Source organism: Rhodococcus sp. NPDC019050, assembly GCF_055664235.1.
On sequence record NZ_JBVOON010000001.1, the window covers coordinates 425,723 to 448,281 of the forward strand.

Sequence of the window (22,559 nt, forward strand, 5' to 3'; positions counted from 1 at the left end):
ATATCACATTTTTGATCATGGTCCACTCCTGTTCACGGCGCGCGGCCGAGCCACGCACGGCATGATGGAGGGCAGCATCTGCGGGGAGGCGAGTGATGACGTCCGACGACACGGCGGAGATTGCGACGCACGTGGACGTCGTCGTGATCGGTGCGGGGCAGGCCGGACTTTCGGCCGCGTACTACCTCCGCAGATTCGGACTCGAACCGGAAACCGGGTTCGTGGTGCTGGACCGTTCGTTCGGCCCCGGCGGCGCGTGGCAGCACCGGTGGCCTTCCCTCACGTTGAACACCGTCAACGGCCTGCACGACCTGCCCGGGTCCGCGTTCTCCGACGCGGTCGACACCGGCTCCGGTGAAGTGCCCGCGTCGTCGGCGGTGCCCGCGTACTACGGCGCCTACGAGAAGGAGTTCGACCTTCCCGTACACCGCCCCGTTCAGGTGACCGTGGTGTGCGACCGGGGCGAGCGACTGCGCGTCGAAACCGACGAGGGAATCTACTTCGCACGGGGAATCATCAACGCGACGGGAACCTGGGAACATCCGTTCGTCCCGTGGTACCCCGGTGCCGCACGCTTCCGCGGGCAGCAACTCCACACCAGGGACTACCGCGATGCCGAGCAGTTCCGCGGAAAGCACGTCCTCGTCGTCGGCGGCGGAATCTCCGCGGTCCAGTTGCTCGACGAGATCTCGCGCGTCACCACCACCACCTGGGTGACGCGGCGCGAACCTGTCTGGCGCGACGAAGAATTCACGCCCGAGTTCGGCCGCGCGGTAATTGCCGCAGTGGAAGACCGCGTGCGCCAGGGACTACCGCCGGGCTCGGTCGTCTCGGTCACGGGCATTCCCGGCACCCCGACGATCCGCGCGGCACGGGAGCGCGGTGTACTCGACCGGACGCCGATGTTCGCCGAGATCACCGAGACCGGAGTCCACTGGCAGGACGGCAGCAGCCTCGATGTCGATGTGATCCTGTGGTGCACGGGTTTTCGGAGCTCGCTCGATCACCTTGCCCCACTGGGGCTCCGCAACCCCGGTGGAGGAATCACCATGACGGGCCGCCTCGCGACGCAGGTCGCGGCCGACCCGCGGATCCATTTCGTCGGTTACGGCCCTTCCGCATCCACGATCGGCGCCAATCGGGCGGGACGAGCTGCGGCACGTGAACTCGTCGACCATCTGACCACCGGAGCTGCGGCGCCGTGACGCGGCGCGGGGGGTCTGTTCTGCTGGTCGCCGTCGCCGCGGCCACCAGCCTCCTCGCCTCCGCACCGGAAGTCACCGACATTGCACTGCCTCCCCCTCCCTCTCCCCCGCCGGCAGCACCGCCGGCAGCACCGCCGGCACCACTGACCGCCGACGAACTCGCCGCCCGCACCGCCCCCATCGTCGTGACGATCGAAGCGAGCCGGGGCTGGACGGGGATGTCCGGGAGCGGGATCGTCCTCACCCCCGACGGCACCGTGCTGACGAACCACCACGTGGTCAGTGGCGCCACCGACATCACGGCGGTGAGCGCCGCGACGGGACTGATCTACGACGTGGAAGTCGCCGGTTACGACAGTGCGCGCGACATCGCCGTGCTCCAACTCGGTTCCGCGAGCGGTCTTCCCGTAGCTCCGGTCGCGAACGGTCTCCCCTCGGCCGGTACACCCGTTACCGCGTTCGGCAACGCGGACGGTGGCGGTGTCGTCGTCGCATCGCCGGGTGCGATCGTCGCCGTCGACCGCAGCGTGATGGTTCGCGATTCCACCGAAGGCTCCCGCAAGCGGCTCACCGGGATGCTCCAGACCGACACCCCGATCCGACCGGGCGATTCGGGCGGTCCCCTCGTCGACCATTACGGCGCCGTCGTGGGTGTCAACACCGCCGGAGCGATCGAAGACGGACCACAGGAAGCGACGGACACGCCACCGGAAGCGTATGCCGTGCCGATCGCCGAGGCCCTCGCCGTCGTCGAGCAGGTGCGGACCGGCGGCGGCAGCGACACCGTCCATGTGGGTCCCACACCGCGCCTGGGTGTCGGCGTCACCACCGCTCGCGCCGACGGCACCGACGGCGGCGCCGAGGTGTTGTGGGTGTCGTTCGGCACGCCCGCATACGACGCCGGAATCGAAATCGGAGACGTGGTGGTGTCCTTCGGCGGTGAACGGGTGTCGTCGACGACGGAACTCGAGGCACAACTCCGGCTGCGACGGCCCGGGGAGTCGGTGCAGATCGAATGGCAGGACGCGGACGGGCGCTCGCGGAACGCCGAAGTCGTCCTCGAGGAAGGACCCGCGCGCTGATCGGCGGAAAACCGTACGTTGGGACGAGATCATCACCGAACCGGGAGAGCACATGCCTCGACTACTGCACCTCGATTCGTCCGCCGACGTCGAGACCTCGGTCTCGCGCGAGCTGACGCGGTTGTTCGTCGACACCTGGCGCGAACTCGGTCCCGGCCACACGGTCGTGGAGAGGGACCTGCACCGGTCGCCGTTGCCACACCTCTCCGACGCCGGCTTGCACTACGCGCCGCAGTTGCGCACCGACACGGAGCGGCCCGATCCGGCGGCCGAGGGTCTGCAAGCCGAATTGATCGGTGAGCTGACGGCGGCGGACGCGGTGGTGATCGGTGCGCCGATGTACAACTGGTCGATGCCCTCCACGCTCAAGGCCTGGATCGATTACATCCACGTGGTCGGGACCACCGTGCCGATCGACTCGAGCGACAGGCCTCTCGCCGGCAAGCCCGTGGTGATCGTGTCGACCAGAGGCAACAACTACGCGCCCGGAACACCCGGGGAACACGCAGATTTCGTCGTTCCGCCGCTACGGCAGGTGCTGGGCGATTCACTCGGAATGTCGGTGTCGGTGGTGAACGTGGATCTGACGCTGGCGAACCGTCTGCCGCCGCTGGCACCCTTCGCCGCACAGGCGGCGGAGAGCCTCGCCGCTGCCCGGGTGGCCGTTCGGGATCTCGCGACGACGCTGGGCTCCTGAGGTACGAGCGTCGTGTGGCGCGGCCGCTACCGGAATCGGTGTGTGGTCTGAGCGTGCGGATCCTTGGCGAAGACGATCACCTTGCGCGGCGCCACCCGCACGAGCCACGCGAAGTCGTCCCCCGCACCGAATCCGCCGTCGCCGGGCTCGTACCGCCACGCCTCGCCGTACTTGGAATAGAACGCGTCCGCCACCTCGCGCACCGCCGCCGGTTCCACGACGCGGGTGGCCTCGCCTTCCACGACCACGTCGGTGCCGGCATTCCACCGGCCGCTACCCGTGGATACCGCGACGCGCGGGTCGCGGTCGATGTTGCGCGCTTTCTGCTCGGCCGGGCCGACCGCGAAGTGGAACGCATCGTCGTGCCAGATCCCCACGACGGGCGTCACATGCGGGTGTCCCGACGTGTGCACGGTGCTCACTTGGTAGACGTCGGCGCCGGTGAGCAGGGCTTCGACGTCCGGCCACGGCATGGCTGCCGCATCGGCTTCGCCGAAGCGCTGATCGACGGTGGTACGTGTGGGTTCGGTCATGGCTCCTCCTGCCCGGTACCGACCCGGGCCGAAGGGGGAACTCATCGGGGCGGGGATACTCGACACGTGAGCGCAACACTACGTATCAGCGGCCTGTCCACCTCGAGGGGCGAACGCACCCTGTTCGAAGGCCTCGACCTCACCGTCGCACCGGGCGACGTGATCGGGCTGGTGGGTGCCAACGGTGCCGGCAAGTCGACGCTGCTCACGACCCTCGCCGGTATCGGGAACGCGGACGTCACCGGATCCATCGTGCTCAGCCCGCCCGACGCGACGGTCGGCTACCTCGCGCAGGAACCCGAGCGCATCCCTGGCGAGACCGTCCTCGGCTTCCTCGGTCGCCGCACCGGGGTCACCGCGGCGGAAGAGACGATGAACGCGGCCGCAGAGGCACTTGGCGACTCGGCGGTCGACGACTACACCCCGGCCCTCGAGCGGTGGCTCGCACTCGGCGGCGCCGATCTCGCCGAGCGCGCCGAGAAGGTGGTGGCGGACCTCGGTCTCGGAGTCGGTCTCGACGCGCCGATGACTGGACTGTCCGGCGGGCAGGCGGCACGCGTCGGGCTCGCCGCGCTGCTGTTGTCGCGCTACGACGTGCTTCTGCTCGACGAGCCCACCAACGACCTCGATCTCGCCGGCCTCGAACAACTCGAACGGTTCGTCGCGGAGACCCGCACCGCACTGGTGGTGGTCAGCCACGACCGTGAGTTCCTCGCGCGCACCGTCACCGGCATCGTCGAACTCGATCCCGTCCAGCAGCAGATCTCGGTGTACGACGGCGGGTACGACGCGTACCTCGTCGAGCGGGAGGTCGCGCGCCGGCACGCCCGCGAGCAGTACGAGGAGTTCGCCGACACGAAGTCGCAGCTCGAAGACCGCGCGCAGATGCAGCGCAACTGGCTCGAGCACGGCACCCGCAATGCCCGTCGCAAGTCGAAGGACAACGACAAGCTCGGCAAGAAGTTCCGCGCGGAGGCCACCGAGAAGCAGGCCGCGAAAGCGCGTCAGACCCAGCGGCGCATCGAGCGTCTCGACGTGGTCGAGGAACCCCGCAAGGAGTGGGAACTGCGCATGGAGATCGCGGCGGCGCCCCGCAGCGGCACGGTCGTAGCCACGCTCGACGACGCGATGGTGCACCGCGGCGATTTCACCTTCGGCCCCGTGACCACGCAGGTGCAATGGGGCGACCGGATCATCGTGACCGGCCCGAACGGCGCCGGAAAGACCACCCTGCTGCGGTTGCTCCTCGGCACCCTCACCCCGGATTCGGGACGGGCGACGCTCGGCTCGGGAGTGCAGGTCGGGGAGATCGATCAGGCTCGCGGCCTGTTCGAGGGCGATGAGCCCTTGGTCGAAGCCTTCGGCCGGCAGGTTCCGGAGTGGCCGGATGCGGAGGTCCGCACATTGCTGGCCAAGTTCGCGCTCAAGGGTCATCACGTTCTGCGGCCCGCGGCGTCGTTGTCGCCGGGCGAGCGGACTCGCGCCGGCTTGGCACTGTTGCAGGCCCGCGGTGTCAACCTGCTCGTGCTCGACGAGCCCACCAACCACCTCGATCTCCCGGCGATCGAACAACTCGAGCAGGCAGTGGAAAGCTTCGAGGGCACCCTGCTGCTCGTGACGCACGACCGCCGAATGCTGGAGACGACGCGAAGCACCCGGCGGTGGCGGCTCGAGGACGGACGGCTGAGCGAGGAGTTGCTGTAGATGAGCGGAAGCGTTCGGGTGGACAGCTGGACGTGGTCGGTGCGGCTGTTCAAGACGCGTTCGGCGGCCGCCTCGGCGTGCCGCGCCGGACACGTGAAGGTGGACGGGGTCACGGCCAAGCCGTCGACCCCGGTGACCATCGGCACCGAGGTGCGCGTCCGGGCGCACGGGGTCGAAAAGATCGTCGAGGTAACACAACTGGTCAACAAGCGGGTCGGTGCGCCCGTCGCCGCGACCGCCTACATCGATCACAGCCCACCGCCGCCACCCAAGGAAATTCTCGCGGCAATCCCGATCCGCGATCGCGGCGCGGGCAGGCCGACGAAGAAGGATCGCCGCGAACTCGACCGGATCCGGGGTTTCCTGGACGACTGACGAGTCCTCTGCGCATGCGGCGGCCGTGGGCCTCGCGCCGGTCGGGTGCAGGTAGTCGGGCCCCGGAAAAACCTGGCCTCGTCATGCCCCGCCTCGCTAAGATCACGGTCAATTCGGCTGCCGGGAGCCGGCGGACATCGGGTGGCCTCCCCGACAGTCCCCGACGGGAGGCGGGTTCATCCATGGCATGTCGTATCAGCGAGCTGGTGCTCGGCTGCAGAGAACCCGAGGCGTTGGCCCAGTTCTGGTGTGAGGTACTGGATTTCGTCGTGCTCGATCGTGAAGACGACGGATCGCTGGAGATCGGCCCACGCGAAGGATTCGGCGGCGCACAGCCCACCATCATTCTGAGTCGCAGAGATGAGCCCGAGCCGGGGAAATCGCGCTTGCACATCGATGTCAACGCGACCGATCGTGACCAGGACGCGGAACTCGAACGTCTGTTGAGCATCGGTGCACGCCCGGCCGACATCGGACAGACGGGCGACGAGCAGTGGCACGTGCTGGCAGATCCCGAGGGCAACGAGTTCTGCCTGCTCAAGGCTCGACTCGACCCGATCTGAGGACACCGTCCCGGTTTGTTCGGAGACACGGACAGCGAGAACGGTTGACAAAACGTTGTGTTTTTACAACACTTCGTTCCATGAGTCCGGTACGCCGTGGGGAAACACTCCCCATCTTCAATCGCATTCGCGTTCTTCGGGCGGAGCGTGGGATGAGCCGCGCGCAACTAGCCGAGCTCATCGACGTGAACCCACAAACAGTGGGTGCGCTCGAGCGTGGAGACCATTACCCGAGCCTGGATCTGGCCTTCCGCATCTGCGACGTCTTCGGCCTCCCCGTCGAGGCCGTCTTCTCGCGCAGCGAGTTCACCCCACTCTCGACCGAGCTCTACCGACGCCACTCCAAGGAGGCCTGACATGCCCGCCGCCTCGCTCATCGACCGGTACGAGGACTACCGCACGCGCCGGTTCCTGACACACGAAGCCACATTCGCACGATGGCTACCGGGATGGCGCACACAACACCGTCGCCGCGTTCTCGCCGCAACAGTCGTCGCACTGATCTCGGCGATGTTCGTCATTTCCGTTGCCACCTACTTCTTCCCGGTGGTGGCGGTCGCGTGGCTCGCGGTCGTGCTGGTATTCCTCCCGGCATGGACCTGCCTGCAGATCGTGTCGGGTCGGCAGTCCGACGCGCCTCGGCATGCGCTCGACGAACGAGAGATCGCCGAACGCAACAGCGCTCGCTCGATCGGACTCTCGGTGGCTCAAAGCCTGCTCCTGATCCCGATCTTTGCACTACTGTGGAGCCCGCCGTTCGACTTCATCGACCACCGCGCTCTCTGCTATTCAGCGGGTGGATTCGCGCTCGCTGCAATTCTTTTCAGCGGATGTCTGCCGGCAGTGCTGCTGGCGTGGACCCGGCCCGACGACGACCCGGAGGACCAGCTGTGACTCTCACGATCGACAACCTTTCCAAACGTTACGGCAGCACCGTCGCACTCGACGGCGTGAGCTTCGAGGTGCAGCCGGGCGAACTGTTCGGGTTCGTCGGCAGCAACGGCGCCGGCAAGACCACGACCATGCGTATCGCTCTGGGCGTGCTCGCCGCCGACAGCGGCGAGGTCCGGCTCGACGGCAGACCAGTCGATCTCGACGTCCGCCGCACCATCGGGTACATGCCCGAGGAGCGGGGACTGTACCCGAAGATGAAAGTCGGCAAGCAGTTGACGTATCTCGCACAGCTGCATGGTCTTTCGGCTTCCGACGCAACGGTGGCGATGCATCACTGGACCGAACGGCTGGGTATCGCCGAGCGGATCGGCGACACGGTCGATTCACTGTCTCTCGGAAACCAACAGCGCGTTCAGCTCGCCGCGGCACTCATCCACGATCCCGCGGTCCTCGTTCTCGACGAACCCTTCTCGGGGCTCGATCCGGTTGCCGTCGACGTGATGAGCGACGTGCTCGTCGAGAAAGCGAACACCGGTGTCCCGGTGATCTTCTCGAGTCACCAGCTCGACCTCGTCCAGCGGCTGTGCAAGCGAGTAGGCATCATCTCCCGGGGACGCATGCGGGTCGTCGGTGCGGTCGACGACTTGCGTGCCGGCGGCGCGTCCCGTCTGGTCGTGGACGCTCCCGACGCCCCCACCGGCTGGGCCGACGGCCTGCCGGGCGTGTCCGGGTCGGAATACCGCGACGGGCGCACCGTCCTCACCATCGAGCCGGGTGCCGACGACCAGCAGATCCTCAAGACCGCGTTGTCCACCGGTCCGGTCCACGAGTTCTCATTGAGCCGGCCGTCCCTGACCGACCTGTTCCGAGAGGTGGTAGCCGCGTGAGCGTCCCACTGAGCAACGCGCGCGCGATCGGCCTCGTGGCCCGCCGCGAATTCGTTACACAAGTACAGAAGAAGAGCTTCGTCATCAGCAACGCGATCGTGCTCGCCGCGATCGTCATCGGCATCGTCGCGATGTCGATTTTCTCGGGGGACGAGGACGAGCGCCCCACCGTGGGAGTCGTCGCCGGCTCCGCCCTCGGCACCACGATCGGTTCCATCGGCGACGCTGCGGGAATGCCGGTCGAAGTCTCCACCGTGCCCGATGCCGACGCAGGTCGCGAGCAGGTCGGCGCGGGCAGCCTCGACGTCGCCCTCGTTCCGGGCGGTGACGGTACCGTCACCGCGATCACCGAGTCGGAGATCGACGCCGATCTCAAAGCACTCATCGATACCGCCGTCGTGCAGGACGCCCAGTCCACCGCGTTGTCCACACGCGGCGTCGACCCCGCGGAGATCGCGGCGGACACGGCGCGCGCGACAGTTGTCGTCGAAGCAATCGAGCCTCCCGACCCCGAACAAGGCCAGCGGATCATCCTCGCGACCGTCTCTGTGCTCCTGCTCTACTTGCAGATCCTGCTGTTCGGTACGTATGTCGCGATGGGCGTGGTCGAGGAGAAGTCCTCGCGTGTCGTCGAACTTCTGCTCTCCACCCTGCGGCCGCTCCAGCTGCTGTGGGGCAAGATCCTCGGCATCGGCGCCGTCGGCCTGCTCCAGCTCACCGCGTACGGAGTGGTGGGTGTCGGCGCGTCGCTCGCCACGGGAGCGCTCACCATCACGGGGACCGCGATCGGCGTGCTGGCCGGCACCCTCGGCTGGTTCATCCTCGGCTTCGCGTTCTTCGCCGTGCTCTATGCCGCGGCAGGGTCGATGGTGTCGCGGCAGGAAGACGTGAACTCCACGTCCGGGCCGTTGATGATCCTGATCATCGCGATGTTCTTCGCCGCGTTCTCGTCGATCGACGATCCGGAAGCGTCGTGGAGCACGACCCTCAGCTGGATCCCGCCGTTCTCGGCGATCCTCATGCCGTTGCGCATCGCCGCCGGTGTCGCGACACCGGTGCAGATCGTCGGCACCGTGCTGCTGATGCTCGCCGCGACAGGGTTGCTCAGTCTCGTGGCCGCGAAGATCTATCAGCGTTCGATCCTGCGTATCGGCCGCACGGTGACGTGGAAGGAAGCTCTCGGCCGGTAACCGCACGGCAGCACAGCTGAGTTGGACCACCGCTCACCTCGTATAAGTTTGTTCCACAGCGTGATCGACAGGTGGAGGCGACGTGGCGGGCGACAAGATCTCGGCTCAGCAGTTCATCGACAACGTGGTCGACCCCGGCAGTTTCACCTCGTGGGACACCACCCCGGTGAAGGTCCACGCCGACGAGAAATATCAGGCGGACCTCCGGCGAGCCGCCGAGAAGTCCGGCACCGACGAATCGGTTCTCACCGGAACAGGCACCGTGCACGGTCGCCGTGTCGCTCTGATCGCCTGCGAGTTCTCCTTTCTCGCAGGATCGATCGGCGTCGCGGCGGCCGAACGGATCGTGACCGCTATCGAACGCGCCACCGCCGAGCGTCTACCCCTGCTCGCCTCCCCGACCTCCGGTGGCACCCGCATGCAGGAAGGCACGCTCGCGTTCGTGCAGATGGTGAAGATCGCCGCCGCCGTCGCCGAGCATAAGGCTGCACATCTGGGTTACCTTGTGTACCTGCGTAATCCGACCACGGGCGGGGTGTTCGCGTCGTGGGGATCGCTCGGGCACGTCACCGCCGCGGAACCGGGTGCACTCGTCGGATTTCTCGGACCCCGCGTCTACCAAGCGCTCTACAACGAACCGTTCCCGGAAGGCGTACAGACCGCGGAAAACCTCTACCGCAAGGGCGTAATCGACGGAGTCGTTCCGCTCGAGGGCGTCCGGCGACTCGTCCACCGGCTCCTGCGTGTGCTCGTGGAACCGGATCGGCCCGACATCAACACCTCTCGCGCCGTCACCACCGTCGACGACGTGCCCGATATTCCGGCCTGGCAGTCGGTGATGCTCAGCCGCAGGCCCGAACGGCCCGGGATCCGTGAACTGCTCCGGCACGCCGCGTCGGCTCAGGTGAGGCTGTCCGGCACCGGCGAAGGCGAGTCCGACAAGACGGTGTTGTTGTCGCTGGCGCGTTTTCGCGGGGTGTCGTGCGTGATGTTCGGGCAGGACCGCACCGGGCAGTCCGCGGCCAGCACGATGGGACCAGGCGCGCTACGGGAAGCGCGACGCGCGATGCGGCTCGCCGAAGAGCTTCGACTTCCGCTGGTTCTCGTCATCGACACCCTCGGCGCCTCGTTGTCGAAGGAAGCCGAGGAGCGCGGACTCGCACCGGAAATCGCCCGGTGCATATCCGATCTCGTGACCCTGTCGACGCCGACGGTGTCGGTGCTGCTGGGACAGGGCACCGGCGGCGGCGCGTTGGCACTGTTGCCCGCCGACCGTGTGCTGTGCGCGCAGCACGGCTGGCTCGCCCCACTACCTCCGGAGGGGGCGAGTGCCATCGTGCACCGCGACACCACCCACGCCCCGCGGATGGCGGAAGCGCAAGGAATCAGAGCGCGAGACCTGCTGCGGGACGGAATCGTGGACGGGGTGATTCCCGAGCGACCCGACGCCACCGAGGAACCCAAGGAGTTCGTGAAGCGAGTCGGGGCGGCCGTCGCGCGCGAACTCGCAGAACTCGCCGACCAACCCGCGGGTGAGAGGTACAGCCGGCGAATCGACCGGTATCGCCGATTGGGCGTCCCGACAGTCTGAGTAGTGCGTCGGCGCCGCGCAGCGTCGCGACCAGGTCGTCCTCTGCCACGTCGACCGCCGCGAACTGCCCCATCGGAACATCCCACTCGGTCGGGCGACGAGCCACACCCAGAACCGTGGCCACGGAGGCCTCTGCCCCGAAGGCTCGAACCACAGCGGTGCCGACGTTGCCCGTCGCGCCGGTGACGAGCACCTATATGCCGGAAGCTCCGGCTTTCGAGGCGGGCATGAAACGTGTCCTTCGCCTGGTTGGTATGTCGACCAGGTCGGGACAGGAGCGCAAGGAACAGTTCCGTCGACGGATGGTGCGCTGAATCTGCAGATCGAGCACACCCACACCATCGATGGGCGGGGGCGTGTGCCGACCCGACAGCTCACGGCCGTCATGGGCCGGAACGAAGGTCTCGTATTACATGGGCATGTGCATCATGGGCATCCCGCCCATCTGGTGCAGCCACATCATCAAGTGGTGTAGCAACATGTGCGCCTGGTCCATCATCATCATCATGTTCACCGCCGTGACCTGCCCTTCTGGAGTCGCGGACCGGGGGATTCGTCCCGAGGCCACTTCCCATCGTCCTCCTCGGGCGCAGCCGTTCACACCCCGGTTGTGCCGTGATCCGGTGCTCACCTGCGCGGCGTCATAGATGCCTGCCGAACCGGCTGAGAATGCCAGCGGTCGAGAGGTGAGGAGGTGCCATTTTCGTGGATACGTCCGAACTCGTCTCCACATCGGCGTAGGTGCTCGAATACTGAGTTCATGTCGACTATCAACGGTCTTCCTGCACATGCACTGCTCGTCCACTTCATGGTGGTTCTTGCGCCTGTGACCGCGATCCTGGTCGCAGTGTGCGGAGTGTGGCCGGCAGCCCGGCGTCGGCTCGTCTGGCCGACCATCGTTCTCGCGACCGTCGTACTGGCTCTGACTCCGGTGACGATCGAGGCCGGTGAGTGGCTCGAAGAGCATGTCGATCGGTCTGCGGCAGTGGAGGTCCACACCGAACTGGGCGACACGATGGTGTACTTCGCCGCGGTCCTGTTCATCGCCGCCCTGGCTCTCACCGCGCTCCATCTCAGAGAGCGAACGGCACGACCGTCTCGGGTGCTCAGGGTGGTCGCGGCTGCTCTGGCACTGGTCGCCGCCGGCGCCGTGGTCGTGCAGATCTACCGTGTCGGTGAATCGGGTTCACGGGCGGTGTGGGGTGATGTCGCGGCATACTCGGACGCGACCGTTCAGACGCGGGAACCCCACGTCGACAACAATTATCGGCCTATCGCCGGCGGATACGACCTGGCGATCCGCTGGGTCCGGTCATGACCGGTTCAGACGGTGATCCACCGACCGACTCCGATCCCGAGCGAGCTCCGGATACCGACCCGATCGCCGCAGCCGAACGGACTGCGGCCGCGCTGAGCCGCGACGGTTCTCCTCGCGGCACGCTCGGTCCCCGATTCGATCGCCACTCCCCCTTCTTCACCGGGATGACCGCCGCGGCCGGCGCACTCACCACCGTCGCGGTCGTGCTTGCGGCACGGGCGGTGGAGTCGATCCTGATCCTGATCGGTGTTGCGTTCTTCCTCGCTCTCGGAATCGATCCGCTCGTGCGGTGGGTGACTGCCCGCCGGGTCCCGCGATGGGCGGCGGTCACCGGCGTGTTCGTTCTCGGGGGCGCCGCGATCACAGCACTCGTTGCTGCGGCGGTTCCGCCGCTGACCGAGCAGGCGTCGGCGTTGATCGCTGCCGCCCCGCACTACTTCGAACAACTCACCGAGCCGTCGTCGTGGGTCGGGCGCCTGAATGCCCGCTTCGACTTGCAGCACCGGTTGACGCAGTTCTCGGGCGGCGCGGGCACCTCGGTGCTGGGAGAAATCGTCACGGCAGGAGAGGCCGTGTTCACCGCATTGACCGACACCCTCATCGTCACAGTGCTGACCATTTATTTCCTTGTCGATCTGCCCCGCTTACGTGCCACCTTGTATCGGTTCGTCCCGCACTCCCGGCGCCCCCGGGCGATCCTGCTGGGCGACGAGATCTTCGCGAAGGTCGGCTCGTACGTGCTCGGCAACGTCATCATCTCGGTGATCGCAGGCGTAGCCACCTTCGTGTGGCTCGTCGCATTCTCCGTGCCCTACGCGCTTCTGCTGGGAGTTTTCGTCGCCGTCCTCGACCTGGTACCGCTGATCGGCTCTACGATCGCCGGCATCGCGGTGGCGGCCGTAGCGTTGACGGTTTCGGTGCCGGTCTGCGTGGCCACGATCGTGTTCTTTGTCGCCTTCCGGCTCGGTGAGGACTATCTGCTCGTTCCCAAGATCATCGGACGGTCGGTCGAGGTACCGGCTCTGAGCACCTTGATCGCCGTCCTGATCGGCGGGTCGCTGCTGGGTCTGGTGGGAGCACTGGTGGCGATTCCGTTCGCCGCAGCAGTGCACCTGCTCGCACAGGAAGTGTTCTTCCCGCGTCTCGACCGCAGCTGACCGGTGTCACCGAACCCGCGGAGGATCGTCAGCTACGCCGCAGTGCCGCCCGCCGGGCAAGGAACTCGTCCTCGTCGATCTCACCGCGCGCGAACCGTTCGGCGAGGATCCCTTCGGCGTCGTGATGATCCGGACGGTCCCGTTCGGGACGGCCTGTAGTGGAAACTCTGCGGGCCAGATAGACGCCGTAGACGCCGAGGAGGACTATTGCCGACCAGAACAGGACCATCATCACCGCCATCAGCAGCACACCGCCCCCTCCGGCGCCATACCAACCGTGCATGGCTCTCACCTCTCGTTTCGTGGCGGTCGCAGATGTCATTCGCAGGTTTACGGACCGCCCGCTGTCGACATATGCGCACACAGCGACAATCGGCCGAGACGACACCACGAAAGCGGTGACCGACGACTTCATGTCGATGCTTCGCCATGTTTCACAGTATTCGCGGTTTCTGATGAATCGAGCAGAAGGTCCTGAGAATCCGGAGAGACGCCGAGACGTTCTTACCGATGCCGATCGGGTTCATCACGACCGCCGGATACCCGTCGAGGCGCCGCGTATTTCGCTAGCGTCGGTGATATCCGGAGTTCGAAGCCCCAGACAAGCAGGATCGGCGCAATGACTGAAGCGTCACCGACACCTTCGTGGACAGCGCGGTTGCGTGCACGGGCGGAGTTCATATTTCTCGTCGTGACCGTTGCCGCCCTGGTTGCAGGTGGCCTGGCATGGATACTCGGCAGTAGTACGGCTGCCGACGTCTGCTGGATCGTCGGCACCGTCATCGCGATTGTGCCCGCGACCTGGTGGGTGATCGGCGCACTGCGACGGGGCCGGGTAGGGGTGGATCTGATCGCGGTGTTGTCGCTGGTCGGCACGATGGCGATCGGTGAGTACGTGGCCGGGGCGCTGATCGCGGTGATGCTCGCATCGGGGCAGGCACTCGATGCTGCTGCCGAACGCCGTGCCACCACCGATCTCAGGGCGTTGCTCGAGCATGCTCCTCGCACCGCCCGTCGTCGGGTGGGCGATGACCTCGAGGTGGTACCTCTCGAGGCGATCGTTCCCGGAAACAGGGTTGTCGTGGGGCCGGGTGAGGTGGTGCCCATCGATGGGTGGGTGGCTTCCGACCTCGCGGTGCTCGACGAGTCGGTGCTCACCGGCGAGCCGATGCACGTGCAGCGCCGGGCCGGCGAGTCGGTACGCAGCGGAGTCGTCAATGCGGGCGGGGTGTTCGAGATGACCGCCCGCTCCACCGCCGAGGACAGCACCTATGCCGGCATCGTGCGACTCGCTCGTGACGCTGCCGCCGAGAGTGCCCCGGTGGTGCGCATCGCGGACCGGGTCGCCGCCTGGTTCCTGCCGTTGACGTTGATCGTCGCAGCGTTCGCCTGCCTCGCAGGCGGCTCGGCGACGCGGGCCGTCGCGGTGCTGGTGGTGGCGACCCCATGTCCTCTGCTGCTCGCAGCACCGGTCGCGATCGTCTCCGGACTGTCCCGTGCGTCCCGGTTGGGTGTGGTCATCCGAAGCGGCGGTGCGCTCGAGAATCTCGGACAGGCCGAAACCCTGGTGATGGACAAGACCGGCACACTCACCAGCGGTCGCCCCACCGGAACCGATATCGTCACCGCCCCCGGAAACGACGCGGTGGAACTGCTGCGCCTGGCCGCCTCCGCCGATCAACTGTCCCCGCATGTCCTTGCGGAGGCGATCGTGCAGGAGGCGAAAAAACGCAGGCTGACGTTGTCGATGCCCACCGACGTCATCGAGCAGGCCGGCACCGGGGTGACCGCTACCGTGGACGGTCACCGGGTGAGCGTCGGTGCCCTGCCACTGCCCGCCGACGCCCCGGGCTGGGCGCGGACGGTGGCGAACCGGGCCGCGCTCGACGGCGCCGTGATCGCCTGGGTCATGGTCGACGGGGATCTCGCGGGCGCGCTGCTGCTCGTGGATCCGCTGCGGCGCGACGCTGCCCGCACACTGCGGCGGCTGCGCGGCGCCGGGTTGAACCGGCTCGTGATGCTCACCGGAGACCGGCGTGAACCTGCCGAAGCTGTCGGGGCGGTGCTCGGACTGGACGCAGTATGTGCCGAGCAGACTCCGGCCGACAAGGTCGCCGGCGTCCGCGCTGAACGCCGGTCAGCCGTGACTGTCATGGTCGGTGACGGCGTCAACGACGCGCCGGCCCTCGCCGCGGCGACCGTCGGAGTCGCGATGGGCGCACGCGGTTCGACGGCCAGTTCCGAGGCCGCGGACATCGTGCTCACCGCCGACCGCCTCGACCGGCTCGCCGACGCCATGGTCATCGCCCGACGCTCGCGGCGCATCGCCGTGCAGAGCGCCGTCATCGGGATGAGCCTGTCGCTGATCGCGATGGGTTTCGCCGCGTTCGGCTATCTTCCCCCGGCGGTGGGGGCACTGTTGCAGGAATGCATCGACGTCGCGGTGATCCTCAATGCCCTGCGGGCACTGCGCAGCGATCACGCCCGTGCCCCGGGGCTGCGAGAGGACACCGAGGCGATGCTGCACCGATTCTCGGCCGAACACGAGGTACTGCGCGACCGCCTGTCGGTGTTGCGCGACACCGCCCAGTTGCTCGCCGAAGGCGATCTCGACGCCGCGCACGCGGCGTTACGGCGGGTGGAGACCTTCTTGTTCGGCACCCTGTTGCCGCACGAGCGCGCCGAGGACTCCGAGCTGTATCCCGCGCTCGCGGAACCGTTGGGCAGCGGGGAAGCGACCGCGACGATGAGCAGGATGCACGCCGAGATCGATCGGCTCAGCCATCGATTGCGGGCGCAACTCACCCAGGCCGATGCGGCCGGGGGTCTACACCCCGACCAGTGCGAGGAACTCCTCGCCGACCTCTACGGTTTATCGGCGCTACTACGTCTGCACTTCGTGCAGGAGGAGGAGAACTATTTCACCCTCGCCCCCGAGACGGACTCGGCAACCGACCTGGATCGCAGATAGCAGCGGGCACAACGGCGAAGGGCCAACCGCCGGAGCAACCTCCGAGATCGAGGGGTGGCTGAGGCTGCGGCCGGCGACGGCACCGGCCGACGTGTGCTGAATCGTGCGGCGCGACGGTGGATGCGGTGTTCGTGTCCCCGCTCGTCGCCCAACCACTGCCGCCCGCCGCACATCGCCCTCCGCACAGATGACCGTCGCATAGGGTTACCCGATCACCATTGTCAGTGCGAGGGAAGGACATGAAGCGATGAGCTCGTACGAGGACGCGTTCCGCCGGAGCGTCGAGGATCCGGAGTCGTTCTGGCTCGAGGCCGCGCGCGGCGTCGATTGGGATGTTGCCCCGACCCGCGCACTCGACGACACCCAGGCGCCCTCGTACCGCTGGTTCCCCGACGGCTCGCTCAACACGAGCGTCAACGCGCTCGACCGGCATGTCGCCGCGGGCGCGGGTGACCGGACCGCGCTGATCTGGGATTCGGCGATGGTGCCGGCGAAGAAGACCTACACGTACGCCGAACTGCTCGACGAGGTCGCCACGTTCGCCGGAGTGCTGCGCGATCAGGGCGTCGTGGCCGGGGACCGGGTCATCATCTACATGCCGATGATCCCGGAGGCCGCGATCGCGATGCTCGCGTGCGCCCGCATCGGTGCCGTGCACTCGGTGGTGTTCGGCGGCTTCGCGGCGAAGGAACTCGCGACCCGCATCGACGACGCCCGTCCCGTCGTGCTCGTCACTGCGTCGGGTGGGCTCGAGCCCGGCCGCACCGTCGAGTACCTGCCGATGGTCGAGGCGGCCCTCGGTTTGACGAAGACTCCGCCGCACACCGTGATCGTGAAGGATCGGGAGCAGATCCCCGGCTCCGCAGCCGACTACAAGGCTTCGTCCGCCGCGTGGTTCGACTGGGACGAAATGGTCGCCGACTCGTCGCCGGCAGAACCGGTCTCGGTCGCCGCGACCGATCCGCTCTACATCCTCTACACGTCCGGCACCACCGGTAAGCCGAAGGGTGTCGTCCGCGACAACGGCGGCCACGCGGTCGCGCTGACGTGGTCCATGCGCAACATCTACGACATCGACGCGGGCGACGTGTGGTGGACCGCGTCGGACGTCGGCTGGGTCGTCGGCCACTCGTACATCGTCTACGGGCCGTTGATGGCGGGCGCCACCACCGTTCTCTACGAGGGCAAGCCGGTGGGCACGCCCGACGCCGGGGCGTTCTGGCGCATCATTTCGGAGAACGATGTCAAAGCGCTGTTCACGGCGCCGACCGCGATCCGTGCGATCCGCAAGGCCGACCCCGACGCCGAAGAACTCACGAAGTATTCGATCGACACGTTGGAGACGTTGTTCGCCGCCGGCGAGCGTCTCGACCCCGACACCTACGAATGGGCGAGCCGGGTTCTCGAGCGCCCGGTCGTCGACCACTGGTGGCAGACCGAGACGGGCTGGGCGATCGCCGCGAACCTGCGAGGCCTGGATCCGATGCCACTCAAGGCCGGTTCTCCCACGGTTCCCGTTCCGGGTTACCGCGTCGAAATCGTCGACGCGCACGGCGATCTCGTGAAGGCGAACACCGAAGGCAACATCGTCGTCCGGGTGCCGCTTCCGCCGGGTACCTTGACCGGTCTGTGGCAGGACGAGGACCGCTTCCGCAGGTCGTATCTCGACACGTTCCCCGGCTACTACCTCACCGGTGATTCCGGTTACGTGGACGAAGACGGCTACGTGTTCGTGCTCGGACGCTCCGATGACGTGATCAACGTTGCCGGACACCGGCTTTCGACGGGAACGATGGAAGCGGTCGTGGCATCGCACCCGGCTGTGGCCGAATGCGCGGTGGTGGGGATCCGCGACGAGATCAAGGGGCAGCGCCCGTCGGGATACGTGGTCCTCAAGGCCGGTGCGGAGATCGACCCTGAGACCTTGCGTCAGGAACTCGTAGCGATGGTGCGCGACCAGATCGGTGCGGTGGCCACCTTCCGCGACGTCACGGTCGTGCAGGCGCTCCCGAAGACGCGCTCCGGCAAGATCCTTCGCAAGACGATGCGTCAGATCGCCGACAACGAGCAGTACTCCGTGCCGTCGACCATCGAGGATCCGGCTGTCCTCGAGGCGCTTCGGGCACAACTGGGCGGCTGACCCCGCGAGGGGCTAGCGGCGGCGACGCCAGACGACCACCACCACGACAGCGACGAGAACTGCCCCGGCCACGGCGACGAGGTCGGGGCGGTTCTTCACTGCCTCGACCCGCTCGCCGGCTGCGTGCTTGACACGGGTCGGGACATCGAGACGGTCGGTCAATTCACCGACAGTGGCGGCGAGTTCCGCGCGCTGCTGCGCGATATCGGCTTCGGTGCCTCTGCCCGACCCGTTCGGGCTCGACGCGGTGGACGAAGGCTCGTGGGAATCCGGTCGGCTCATCGCAGTGCTCCCTTCGCGGCGGCCACGTCGGCCCGAACGCTCTCGACCGTGTGTGCCGGCATCGGCGGCGCGGCGTTCTTGGCCTTGGAGGCACCCACGGCCGCAAGGATGCCGCCGATCACGAGCACCACGACGGCGACGATCAGCGCTGCAAGCCATGGATCCAGGGCCGTGGCGAGCCCGAGCACGCCGGCCGCGATCAGGGTGGCGAGCCCGAGGTAGAGCAACAGTGCACCGGCTCCCGAGATCCCGGCACCGATCCCGATCCGCGTTCCCTTGGACTTCACTTCGTGGAGGGCGCTCGTGACTTCGGTCCGCACAAGTGTCGAGACCTGTGCGGCAAGCCGTTCGGTGAGTTCGACGGTGGACAGTGATGAGGGCTGGGCCGCCACGTGACGGGCATCGCCTCCGGTCGGTTCCGTCATGTTCGTTTCCCTTCCTCTTCGCCGCCGGGCGCTCGGCGCAGGCGACGCCCGCGTTCGATGAGTTCTCGGCGCTTGGCCTCGTTCTTCTCACTCGCCCGGGTGTCACGCGGGGGCAGTTGGAGGGTCTTCTCAGCCTCTATCCCACCCTGCAGCTCACGGCCACGTTCGAGTTCCGCATCGAATTCGGCCCCGAACAGCAGTGCCAGGTTGGTGATCCACAGCCACAGCAGGAAGATGATCGCGCCCGCGAGCGAGCCGTAAGTCTTGTTGTAGCTACCGAAGTTGCTGACGTACACGGCGAACAGCACCGAGGCGAGGATCCAGACCACTATTGCGATCACCGAACCGACACTGACCCACCGGAATCTGGGCTGCTTGACGTTGGGCGTGGCGTAGTACAGAACAGCGACGATCACAATGACCAGCACCAGCATCACGGGCCACTTCGCGATGTTCCAGACAGTCACCGCGGTCTCTCCCAAGCCCACCACGTCACCGATGGTGCGGGCGATCGGGCCGCTCACCACGAGCATCAGGCCGGTCGCTCCCGCGAAGACGAGCACGAGGGCCGTGACCAGCAGCATCTGCGGGCGCAACTTCCAGATCGGGCGTCCCTCTTCGACTTCGTAGATACGGTTCATGGCCCGCCCGAATGCGCCCACGTAACCGGACGCCGACCACAGGGCACCCAGAACACCGACGACCAGCGCGAGGCCGGCGGTGGGTGCGTCGACGAGTTGCTCGATCGGCCCGCGCAGGGTGTCGACGGCGGACGCCGGACCCAGGTCCTCGACCATCTGCAGCACCGCATCGACGGTGGCCTGCCCCTGCCCGAAAACACCGAGCAACGACACCACGACCAGCAGCGCGGGAAACAGCGACAGGATCGCGTAATAGGTGAGCGACGCGGCCAGATCGGTGCACTGGTCGCGGCTGAACTCCCCCACCGTCCTCTTGACCACGTATTTCCACGACGGCTTCTCGATGTCCGTCGGAGAGTCCGGCTTGCGCGAATCGTCCGGTGCCACGGTCGCGCCCGCAGCACCGTCCCCGCCCTCTTGGTCTGTCATGGCATCCGAGTACCGCGCCTCCGCCCAAACCAAACCCGGAACCGCGTGAGGTAATCCGTACGATCGGAGCATGTCCGACACCGATGCAGTCCGCGGCTCCTCCGAGGGGTTCGCCGACATCATGTCCCAGCTCGACTACCCGATGTACATCGTCACGACGCGCGCCGGAGAAGAACGCAGCGGATGCCTCGTCGGGTTCACCACTCAGACCGGCATCGATCCGGCACGCTTCCTCGTCGCCATCTCGAACAAGAACCACACCTTTCGTGTCGCCCAGGACGCCGAGTACCTCGCCGTGCACGTTCTCTCGCCGGAGAACCGCCCGATCTCGGAGCTTTTCGGAGAGCAAACCGGAGACGAGATCGACAAGTTCGCCCAGTGCGCGTGGAGCGAGGGTCCGCACGGCCTGCCGATCCTCGACGACGCGGCGGGCTGGTTCACGGGCCGGATTCTGAACAGATTCGATCTCGGTGACCACATGGGATTCCTGCTCGCTCCCGACGAGGGGGAACTCCGCTACAAGCTCGACAAGCTCCTGACCTTCCGCGATGTGAGCGACATGGAGGCCGGCCACGGCGCGTGACGTGGCGGGGAACGAACCGCCGTGATCTGATCGGGTGCATGCACCAACTCGACGACCCCGCTTCCCCCACCGAAGTCGACGACGCCCGGCTCCGGCAGTTGTATGCGTATCCGGAAGGGCTCGAACGCCCGTGGATGCGCGTCAACTTCGTCTCCTCGCTCGACGGGGCGGTCGCAGTGGAAGGCAGGTCGGGAGCGCTCGGCACCCCGTCGGACAAGAAGGTCTTCGGGCTGCTGCGGGAACTCGCGGACGTCATCCTCGTCGGCGCGGGCACCGCTCGCACCGAGAACTACGGGGGCGCACGCACCAGCGAGACGCTTCGTGCCCGTCGTGAGGCAGACGGCCTCGAAGCGGTACCTCCGATCGCGGTCGTGACGACGTCCTGCTATTTCCCCTCCGATCTGCGGCTGTTCACCGACACCACGGTGCCGCCGGTCGTGCTCACCAGTGAGAGTGCGCCGGCCGCCAATCGCCGCGCGGCGGAGGACGCGGGCGCCGATGTCCGGGTGATCGCGGATGACACCATCGACGGTGCGGCCCTGCTCGCCGCCGTCACCAAGGCCGGGTGGACGCGCGTACTGTGCGAAGGTGGTCCGCAATTGTTCGGAAGCATGATCGAAGCCGACATCGTCGACGACCTGTGCTTGACCTGGGCCCCGGTCCTGGCAGCCGGTGCCGCGGGGCGCATCGCCTCGACGCCTGCCCCCGCGCTCACGCCAATGCGACGGACCCACCTGCTCTGCGACGACGACGGAACCCTGCTCACCCGCTGGATTCGCGACAACACAGAAGGAGCAACACGTGGCTGATGACGACATCGTCGAGGGAACGGATCGTTCCGACGACCTGATCGAACGGCTTGCCGAACTCGCGTCCGAGCGCGGCCTGACCGTGGGATGCGCGGAGTCGCTCACCGCGGGCACTCTGGCCGCCAGGCTCGGTGCGGCGCAAGGTAGTTCGGAGTGGTTTCGCGGCGGCATCGTCGCGTACTCACGCGAGGTGAAGCACGGACTTCTCCGCGTTCCCGAAGGACCGGTGGTCAGCGAGGCAGCGGTCCGGGCCATGGCCGAGTCCACCTCCCGACTCCTCGAAGCGGAGATCGTGGTCGCCGTGAGCGGGGCGGGCGGACCCGATCCGCAGGACGGGCGCCCACCGGGCACGGTCTGGTTCGCCACGACCGGGCCGGAGGGAACCCGCTGCGAGGAAAAGCAATTCGAGGGTGATCCGCAAAAAGTGCTCGCTCGGACGGTGCGTCATGCACTAACGTTGCTCGTCGATCGGGCACAGGCCTGACTGCCGAGACGGGAGCATTCTTGCGCACACTGACCTACTACGTGGCCACCACGCTCGACGGGTTCATCGCCGATCCGTCGGGCGGGTTCGATTTCTTTCCGGTACCCGACGAACTGGTGGTGTCGGTACTCGTCGAGGAGTTCCCGGAAACCATCCCCACCCAGGCGCGTGCGCATCTCGGGATCGACCCGCCGAACAAGAACTTCGACGCGGTGGTCATGGGCAGAAGAACTTGGGAGCCGTCCCTCGCCGACGGAGTCACGAGTTCGTATCAGCACCTGAAGCAGTACGTCTTCTCCACCACGATGAGCGCAGCGCCGGACGAGACCGTCACGCTCGTCGACAGTGATCCGCTCGCGTACGTGCGGGATCTCAAGCAGCAGGACGGCGCGGGAATCTGGTTGTGCGGCGGCGGATCTCTCGCAGGTGCGCTGTTGCCCGAGATCGACGAACTCGTTCTGAAGGTCAATCCGATAGTCGCGGGCGACGGAGTGCCGTTGTTCCGCACGGGTTTCGAACCGTACTACTTCGAACCAGCCGAGAGCCGGACTGTCTGCGGAGTCACCATCAACCGCCTGACCGCGCGTCGCTGACGAGCG

Annotated in this window: 25 protein-coding genes; 19 read left to right on the forward strand and 6 right to left on the reverse strand. The window is 67.0% G+C overall.

The window, feature by feature from the left end; translation table 11 throughout:
• The first annotated feature begins 95 nt into the window (after nt 1-95).
• From AC0B44_RS02030 to AC0B44_RS02040, 3 genes are read left to right on the forward strand one after another with little or no spacing between them, the layout of a single operon-like run.
• Nucleotides 96-1,205 carry an NAD(P)-binding domain-containing protein gene (locus AC0B44_RS02030; RefSeq protein WP_471901244.1) on the forward strand — a complete coding sequence of 370 codons (1,110 nt, stop codon included), beginning with the start codon at nt 96-98 and terminating at the stop codon, nt 1,203-1,205.
• Entirely contained in the window at nt 1,202-2,287 is a 1,086-nt protein-coding gene (locus tag AC0B44_RS02035) for a S1C family serine protease (protein ID WP_471901245.1), read from the forward strand. The genes AC0B44_RS02030 and AC0B44_RS02035 overlap by 4 nt, the downstream gene beginning before the upstream one ends.
• A 52-nt stretch (nt 2,288-2,339) precedes the next feature.
• Complete coding sequence (locus tag AC0B44_RS02040; RefSeq protein WP_471901246.1) at nt 2,340-2,984, forward strand: FMN-dependent NADH-azoreductase; 645 nt, start codon at nt 2,340-2,342, stop codon at nt 2,982-2,984.
• Nucleotides 2,985-3,010: 26 nt separating this feature from the next.
• Here AC0B44_RS02040 and AC0B44_RS02045 read toward each other — a convergent pair whose 3' ends face one another.
• A complete protein-coding gene (locus AC0B44_RS02045) occupies nt 3,011-3,517 on the reverse strand; it encodes a pyridoxamine 5'-phosphate oxidase family protein (RefSeq protein ID WP_471901247.1) in 507 nt (168 codons plus the stop codon).
• A 66-nt stretch (nt 3,518-3,583) separates the two neighbouring features.
• Between AC0B44_RS02045 and AC0B44_RS02050 the strand changes: the two genes are divergently transcribed.
• The 8 genes from AC0B44_RS02050 to AC0B44_RS02085 all read left to right on the forward strand — a co-directional run bounded on the left by AC0B44_RS02050 (nt 3,584) and on the right by AC0B44_RS02085 (nt 10,721).
• A complete protein-coding gene (locus AC0B44_RS02050; RefSeq protein ID WP_471901248.1) occupies nt 3,584-5,221 on the forward strand; it encodes an ABC-F family ATP-binding cassette domain-containing protein in 1,638 nt (545 codons plus the stop codon).
• Nucleotides 5,222-5,596, forward strand: a complete 375-nt coding sequence (locus AC0B44_RS02055) for an RNA-binding S4 domain-containing protein (RefSeq protein ID WP_471901249.1) — start codon at nt 5,222-5,224, stop codon at nt 5,594-5,596.
• A 182-nt stretch (nt 5,597-5,778) separates the two neighbouring features.
• The gene (locus AC0B44_RS02060) at nt 5,779-6,159 is read left to right on the forward strand and encodes a VOC family protein (RefSeq protein WP_471901250.1); all 381 of its coding nucleotides are present in this window, start codon (nt 5,779-5,781) and stop codon (nt 6,157-6,159) included.
• A gap of 80 nt (nt 6,160-6,239) precedes the next feature.
• A complete protein-coding gene (locus AC0B44_RS02065; RefSeq protein WP_471901251.1) occupies nt 6,240-6,515 on the forward strand; it encodes a helix-turn-helix transcriptional regulator in 276 nt (91 codons plus the stop codon).
• Between the two features lies 1 nt (nt 6,516).
• On the forward strand, nt 6,517-7,053 hold the full coding sequence (locus AC0B44_RS02070) for a hypothetical protein (protein ID WP_471901252.1): 537 nt from the start codon (nt 6,517-6,519) through the stop codon (nt 7,051-7,053).
• The gene (locus AC0B44_RS02075; RefSeq protein ID WP_471901253.1) at nt 7,050-7,940 is read left to right on the forward strand and encodes an ABC transporter ATP-binding protein; all 891 of its coding nucleotides are present in this window, start codon (nt 7,050-7,052) and stop codon (nt 7,938-7,940) included. The genes AC0B44_RS02070 and AC0B44_RS02075 overlap by 4 nt, the downstream gene beginning before the upstream one ends.
• On the forward strand, nt 7,937-9,130 hold the full coding sequence (locus AC0B44_RS02080) for an ABC transporter permease (RefSeq protein ID WP_471901254.1): 1,194 nt from the start codon (nt 7,937-7,939) through the stop codon (nt 9,128-9,130). The genes AC0B44_RS02075 and AC0B44_RS02080 overlap by 4 nt, the downstream gene beginning before the upstream one ends.
• 82 nt (nt 9,131-9,212) lie before the next feature.
• Entirely contained in the window at nt 9,213-10,721 is a 1,509-nt protein-coding gene (locus AC0B44_RS02085) for a carboxyl transferase domain-containing protein (RefSeq protein ID WP_471901255.1), read from the forward strand.
• A gap of 409 nt (nt 10,722-11,130) precedes the next feature.
• On the opposite strand, the gene AC0B44_RS02090 is transcribed toward AC0B44_RS02085, so the two are convergent.
• Nucleotides 11,131-11,289: a hypothetical protein gene (locus tag AC0B44_RS02090; RefSeq protein ID WP_471901256.1), complete on the reverse strand. Its 159-nt coding sequence runs from the start codon at nt 11,287-11,289 to the stop codon at nt 11,131-11,133.
• Nucleotides 11,290-11,481: 192 nt separating this feature from the next.
• Between AC0B44_RS02090 and AC0B44_RS02095 the strand changes: the two genes are divergently transcribed.
• Nucleotides 11,482-12,039 (forward strand): DUF2231 domain-containing protein, encoded by a 558-nt coding sequence (locus AC0B44_RS02095; protein ID WP_471901257.1) that lies wholly within the window; start codon nt 11,482-11,484, stop codon nt 12,037-12,039.
• The gene (locus tag AC0B44_RS02100; RefSeq protein ID WP_471901258.1) at nt 12,036-13,196 is read left to right on the forward strand and encodes an AI-2E family transporter; all 1,161 of its coding nucleotides are present in this window, start codon (nt 12,036-12,038) and stop codon (nt 13,194-13,196) included. The genes AC0B44_RS02095 and AC0B44_RS02100 overlap by 4 nt, the downstream gene beginning before the upstream one ends.
• A gap of 28 nt (nt 13,197-13,224) precedes the next feature.
• Here the strand turns inward: AC0B44_RS02100 and AC0B44_RS02105 are convergent, their stop codons facing one another.
• Complete coding sequence (locus AC0B44_RS02105) at nt 13,225-13,479, reverse strand: SHOCT domain-containing protein (protein ID WP_471901259.1); 255 nt, start codon at nt 13,477-13,479, stop codon at nt 13,225-13,227.
• Nucleotides 13,480-13,815: 336 nt separating this feature from the next.
• Here AC0B44_RS02105 and AC0B44_RS02110 point away from each other — a divergent pair, with 336 nt between their 5' ends.
• A complete protein-coding gene (locus AC0B44_RS02110; protein ID WP_471901260.1) occupies nt 13,816-16,167 on the forward strand; it encodes a heavy metal translocating P-type ATPase in 2,352 nt (783 codons plus the stop codon).
• A gap of 247 nt (nt 16,168-16,414) precedes the next feature.
• The gene (locus AC0B44_RS02115) at nt 16,415-18,307 is read left to right on the forward strand and encodes a propionyl-CoA synthetase (protein ID WP_471901261.1); all 1,893 of its coding nucleotides are present in this window, start codon (nt 16,415-16,417) and stop codon (nt 18,305-18,307) included.
• Between the two features lie 12 nt (nt 18,308-18,319).
• Here AC0B44_RS02115 and AC0B44_RS02120 read toward each other — a convergent pair whose 3' ends face one another.
• The 3 genes from AC0B44_RS02120 to AC0B44_RS02130 are packed head-to-tail and all read right to left on the reverse strand — an operon-like array spanning nt 18,320 to nt 20,084.
• Complete coding sequence (locus AC0B44_RS02120; RefSeq protein ID WP_471901262.1) at nt 18,320-18,589, reverse strand: DUF3618 domain-containing protein; 270 nt, start codon at nt 18,587-18,589, stop codon at nt 18,320-18,322.
• Nucleotides 18,586-19,014 (reverse strand): phage holin family protein, encoded by a 429-nt coding sequence (locus AC0B44_RS02125; RefSeq protein ID WP_471901263.1) that lies wholly within the window; start codon nt 19,012-19,014, stop codon nt 18,586-18,588. Before AC0B44_RS02125 ends, AC0B44_RS02120 begins: the two co-directional genes overlap by 4 nt.
• Entirely contained in the window at nt 19,011-20,084 is a 1,074-nt protein-coding gene (locus AC0B44_RS02130) for a YihY/virulence factor BrkB family protein (protein WP_471901264.1), read from the reverse strand. The genes AC0B44_RS02125 and AC0B44_RS02130 overlap by 4 nt, the downstream gene beginning before the upstream one ends.
• A gap of 70 nt (nt 20,085-20,154) precedes the next feature.
• Here AC0B44_RS02130 and AC0B44_RS02135 point away from each other — a divergent pair, with 70 nt between their 5' ends.
• The 4 genes from AC0B44_RS02135 to AC0B44_RS02150 are packed head-to-tail and all read left to right on the forward strand — an operon-like array spanning nt 20,155 to nt 22,553.
• Nucleotides 20,155-20,667, forward strand: a complete 513-nt coding sequence (locus AC0B44_RS02135) for a flavin reductase family protein (RefSeq protein ID WP_471901265.1) — start codon at nt 20,155-20,157, stop codon at nt 20,665-20,667.
• 38 nt (nt 20,668-20,705) lie between these two features.
• Nucleotides 20,706-21,476 (forward strand): pyrimidine reductase family protein, encoded by a 771-nt coding sequence (locus AC0B44_RS02140; RefSeq protein ID WP_471901373.1) that lies wholly within the window; start codon nt 20,706-20,708, stop codon nt 21,474-21,476.
• Nucleotides 21,469-21,960 (forward strand): CinA family protein, encoded by a 492-nt coding sequence (locus tag AC0B44_RS02145; RefSeq protein WP_471901266.1) that lies wholly within the window; start codon nt 21,469-21,471, stop codon nt 21,958-21,960. The genes AC0B44_RS02140 and AC0B44_RS02145 overlap by 8 nt, the downstream gene beginning before the upstream one ends.
• 20 nt (nt 21,961-21,980) lie before the next feature.
• Entirely contained in the window at nt 21,981-22,553 is a 573-nt protein-coding gene (locus tag AC0B44_RS02150) for a dihydrofolate reductase family protein (RefSeq protein ID WP_378528849.1), read from the forward strand.
• Nucleotides 22,554-22,559 lie beyond the last annotated feature (6 nt).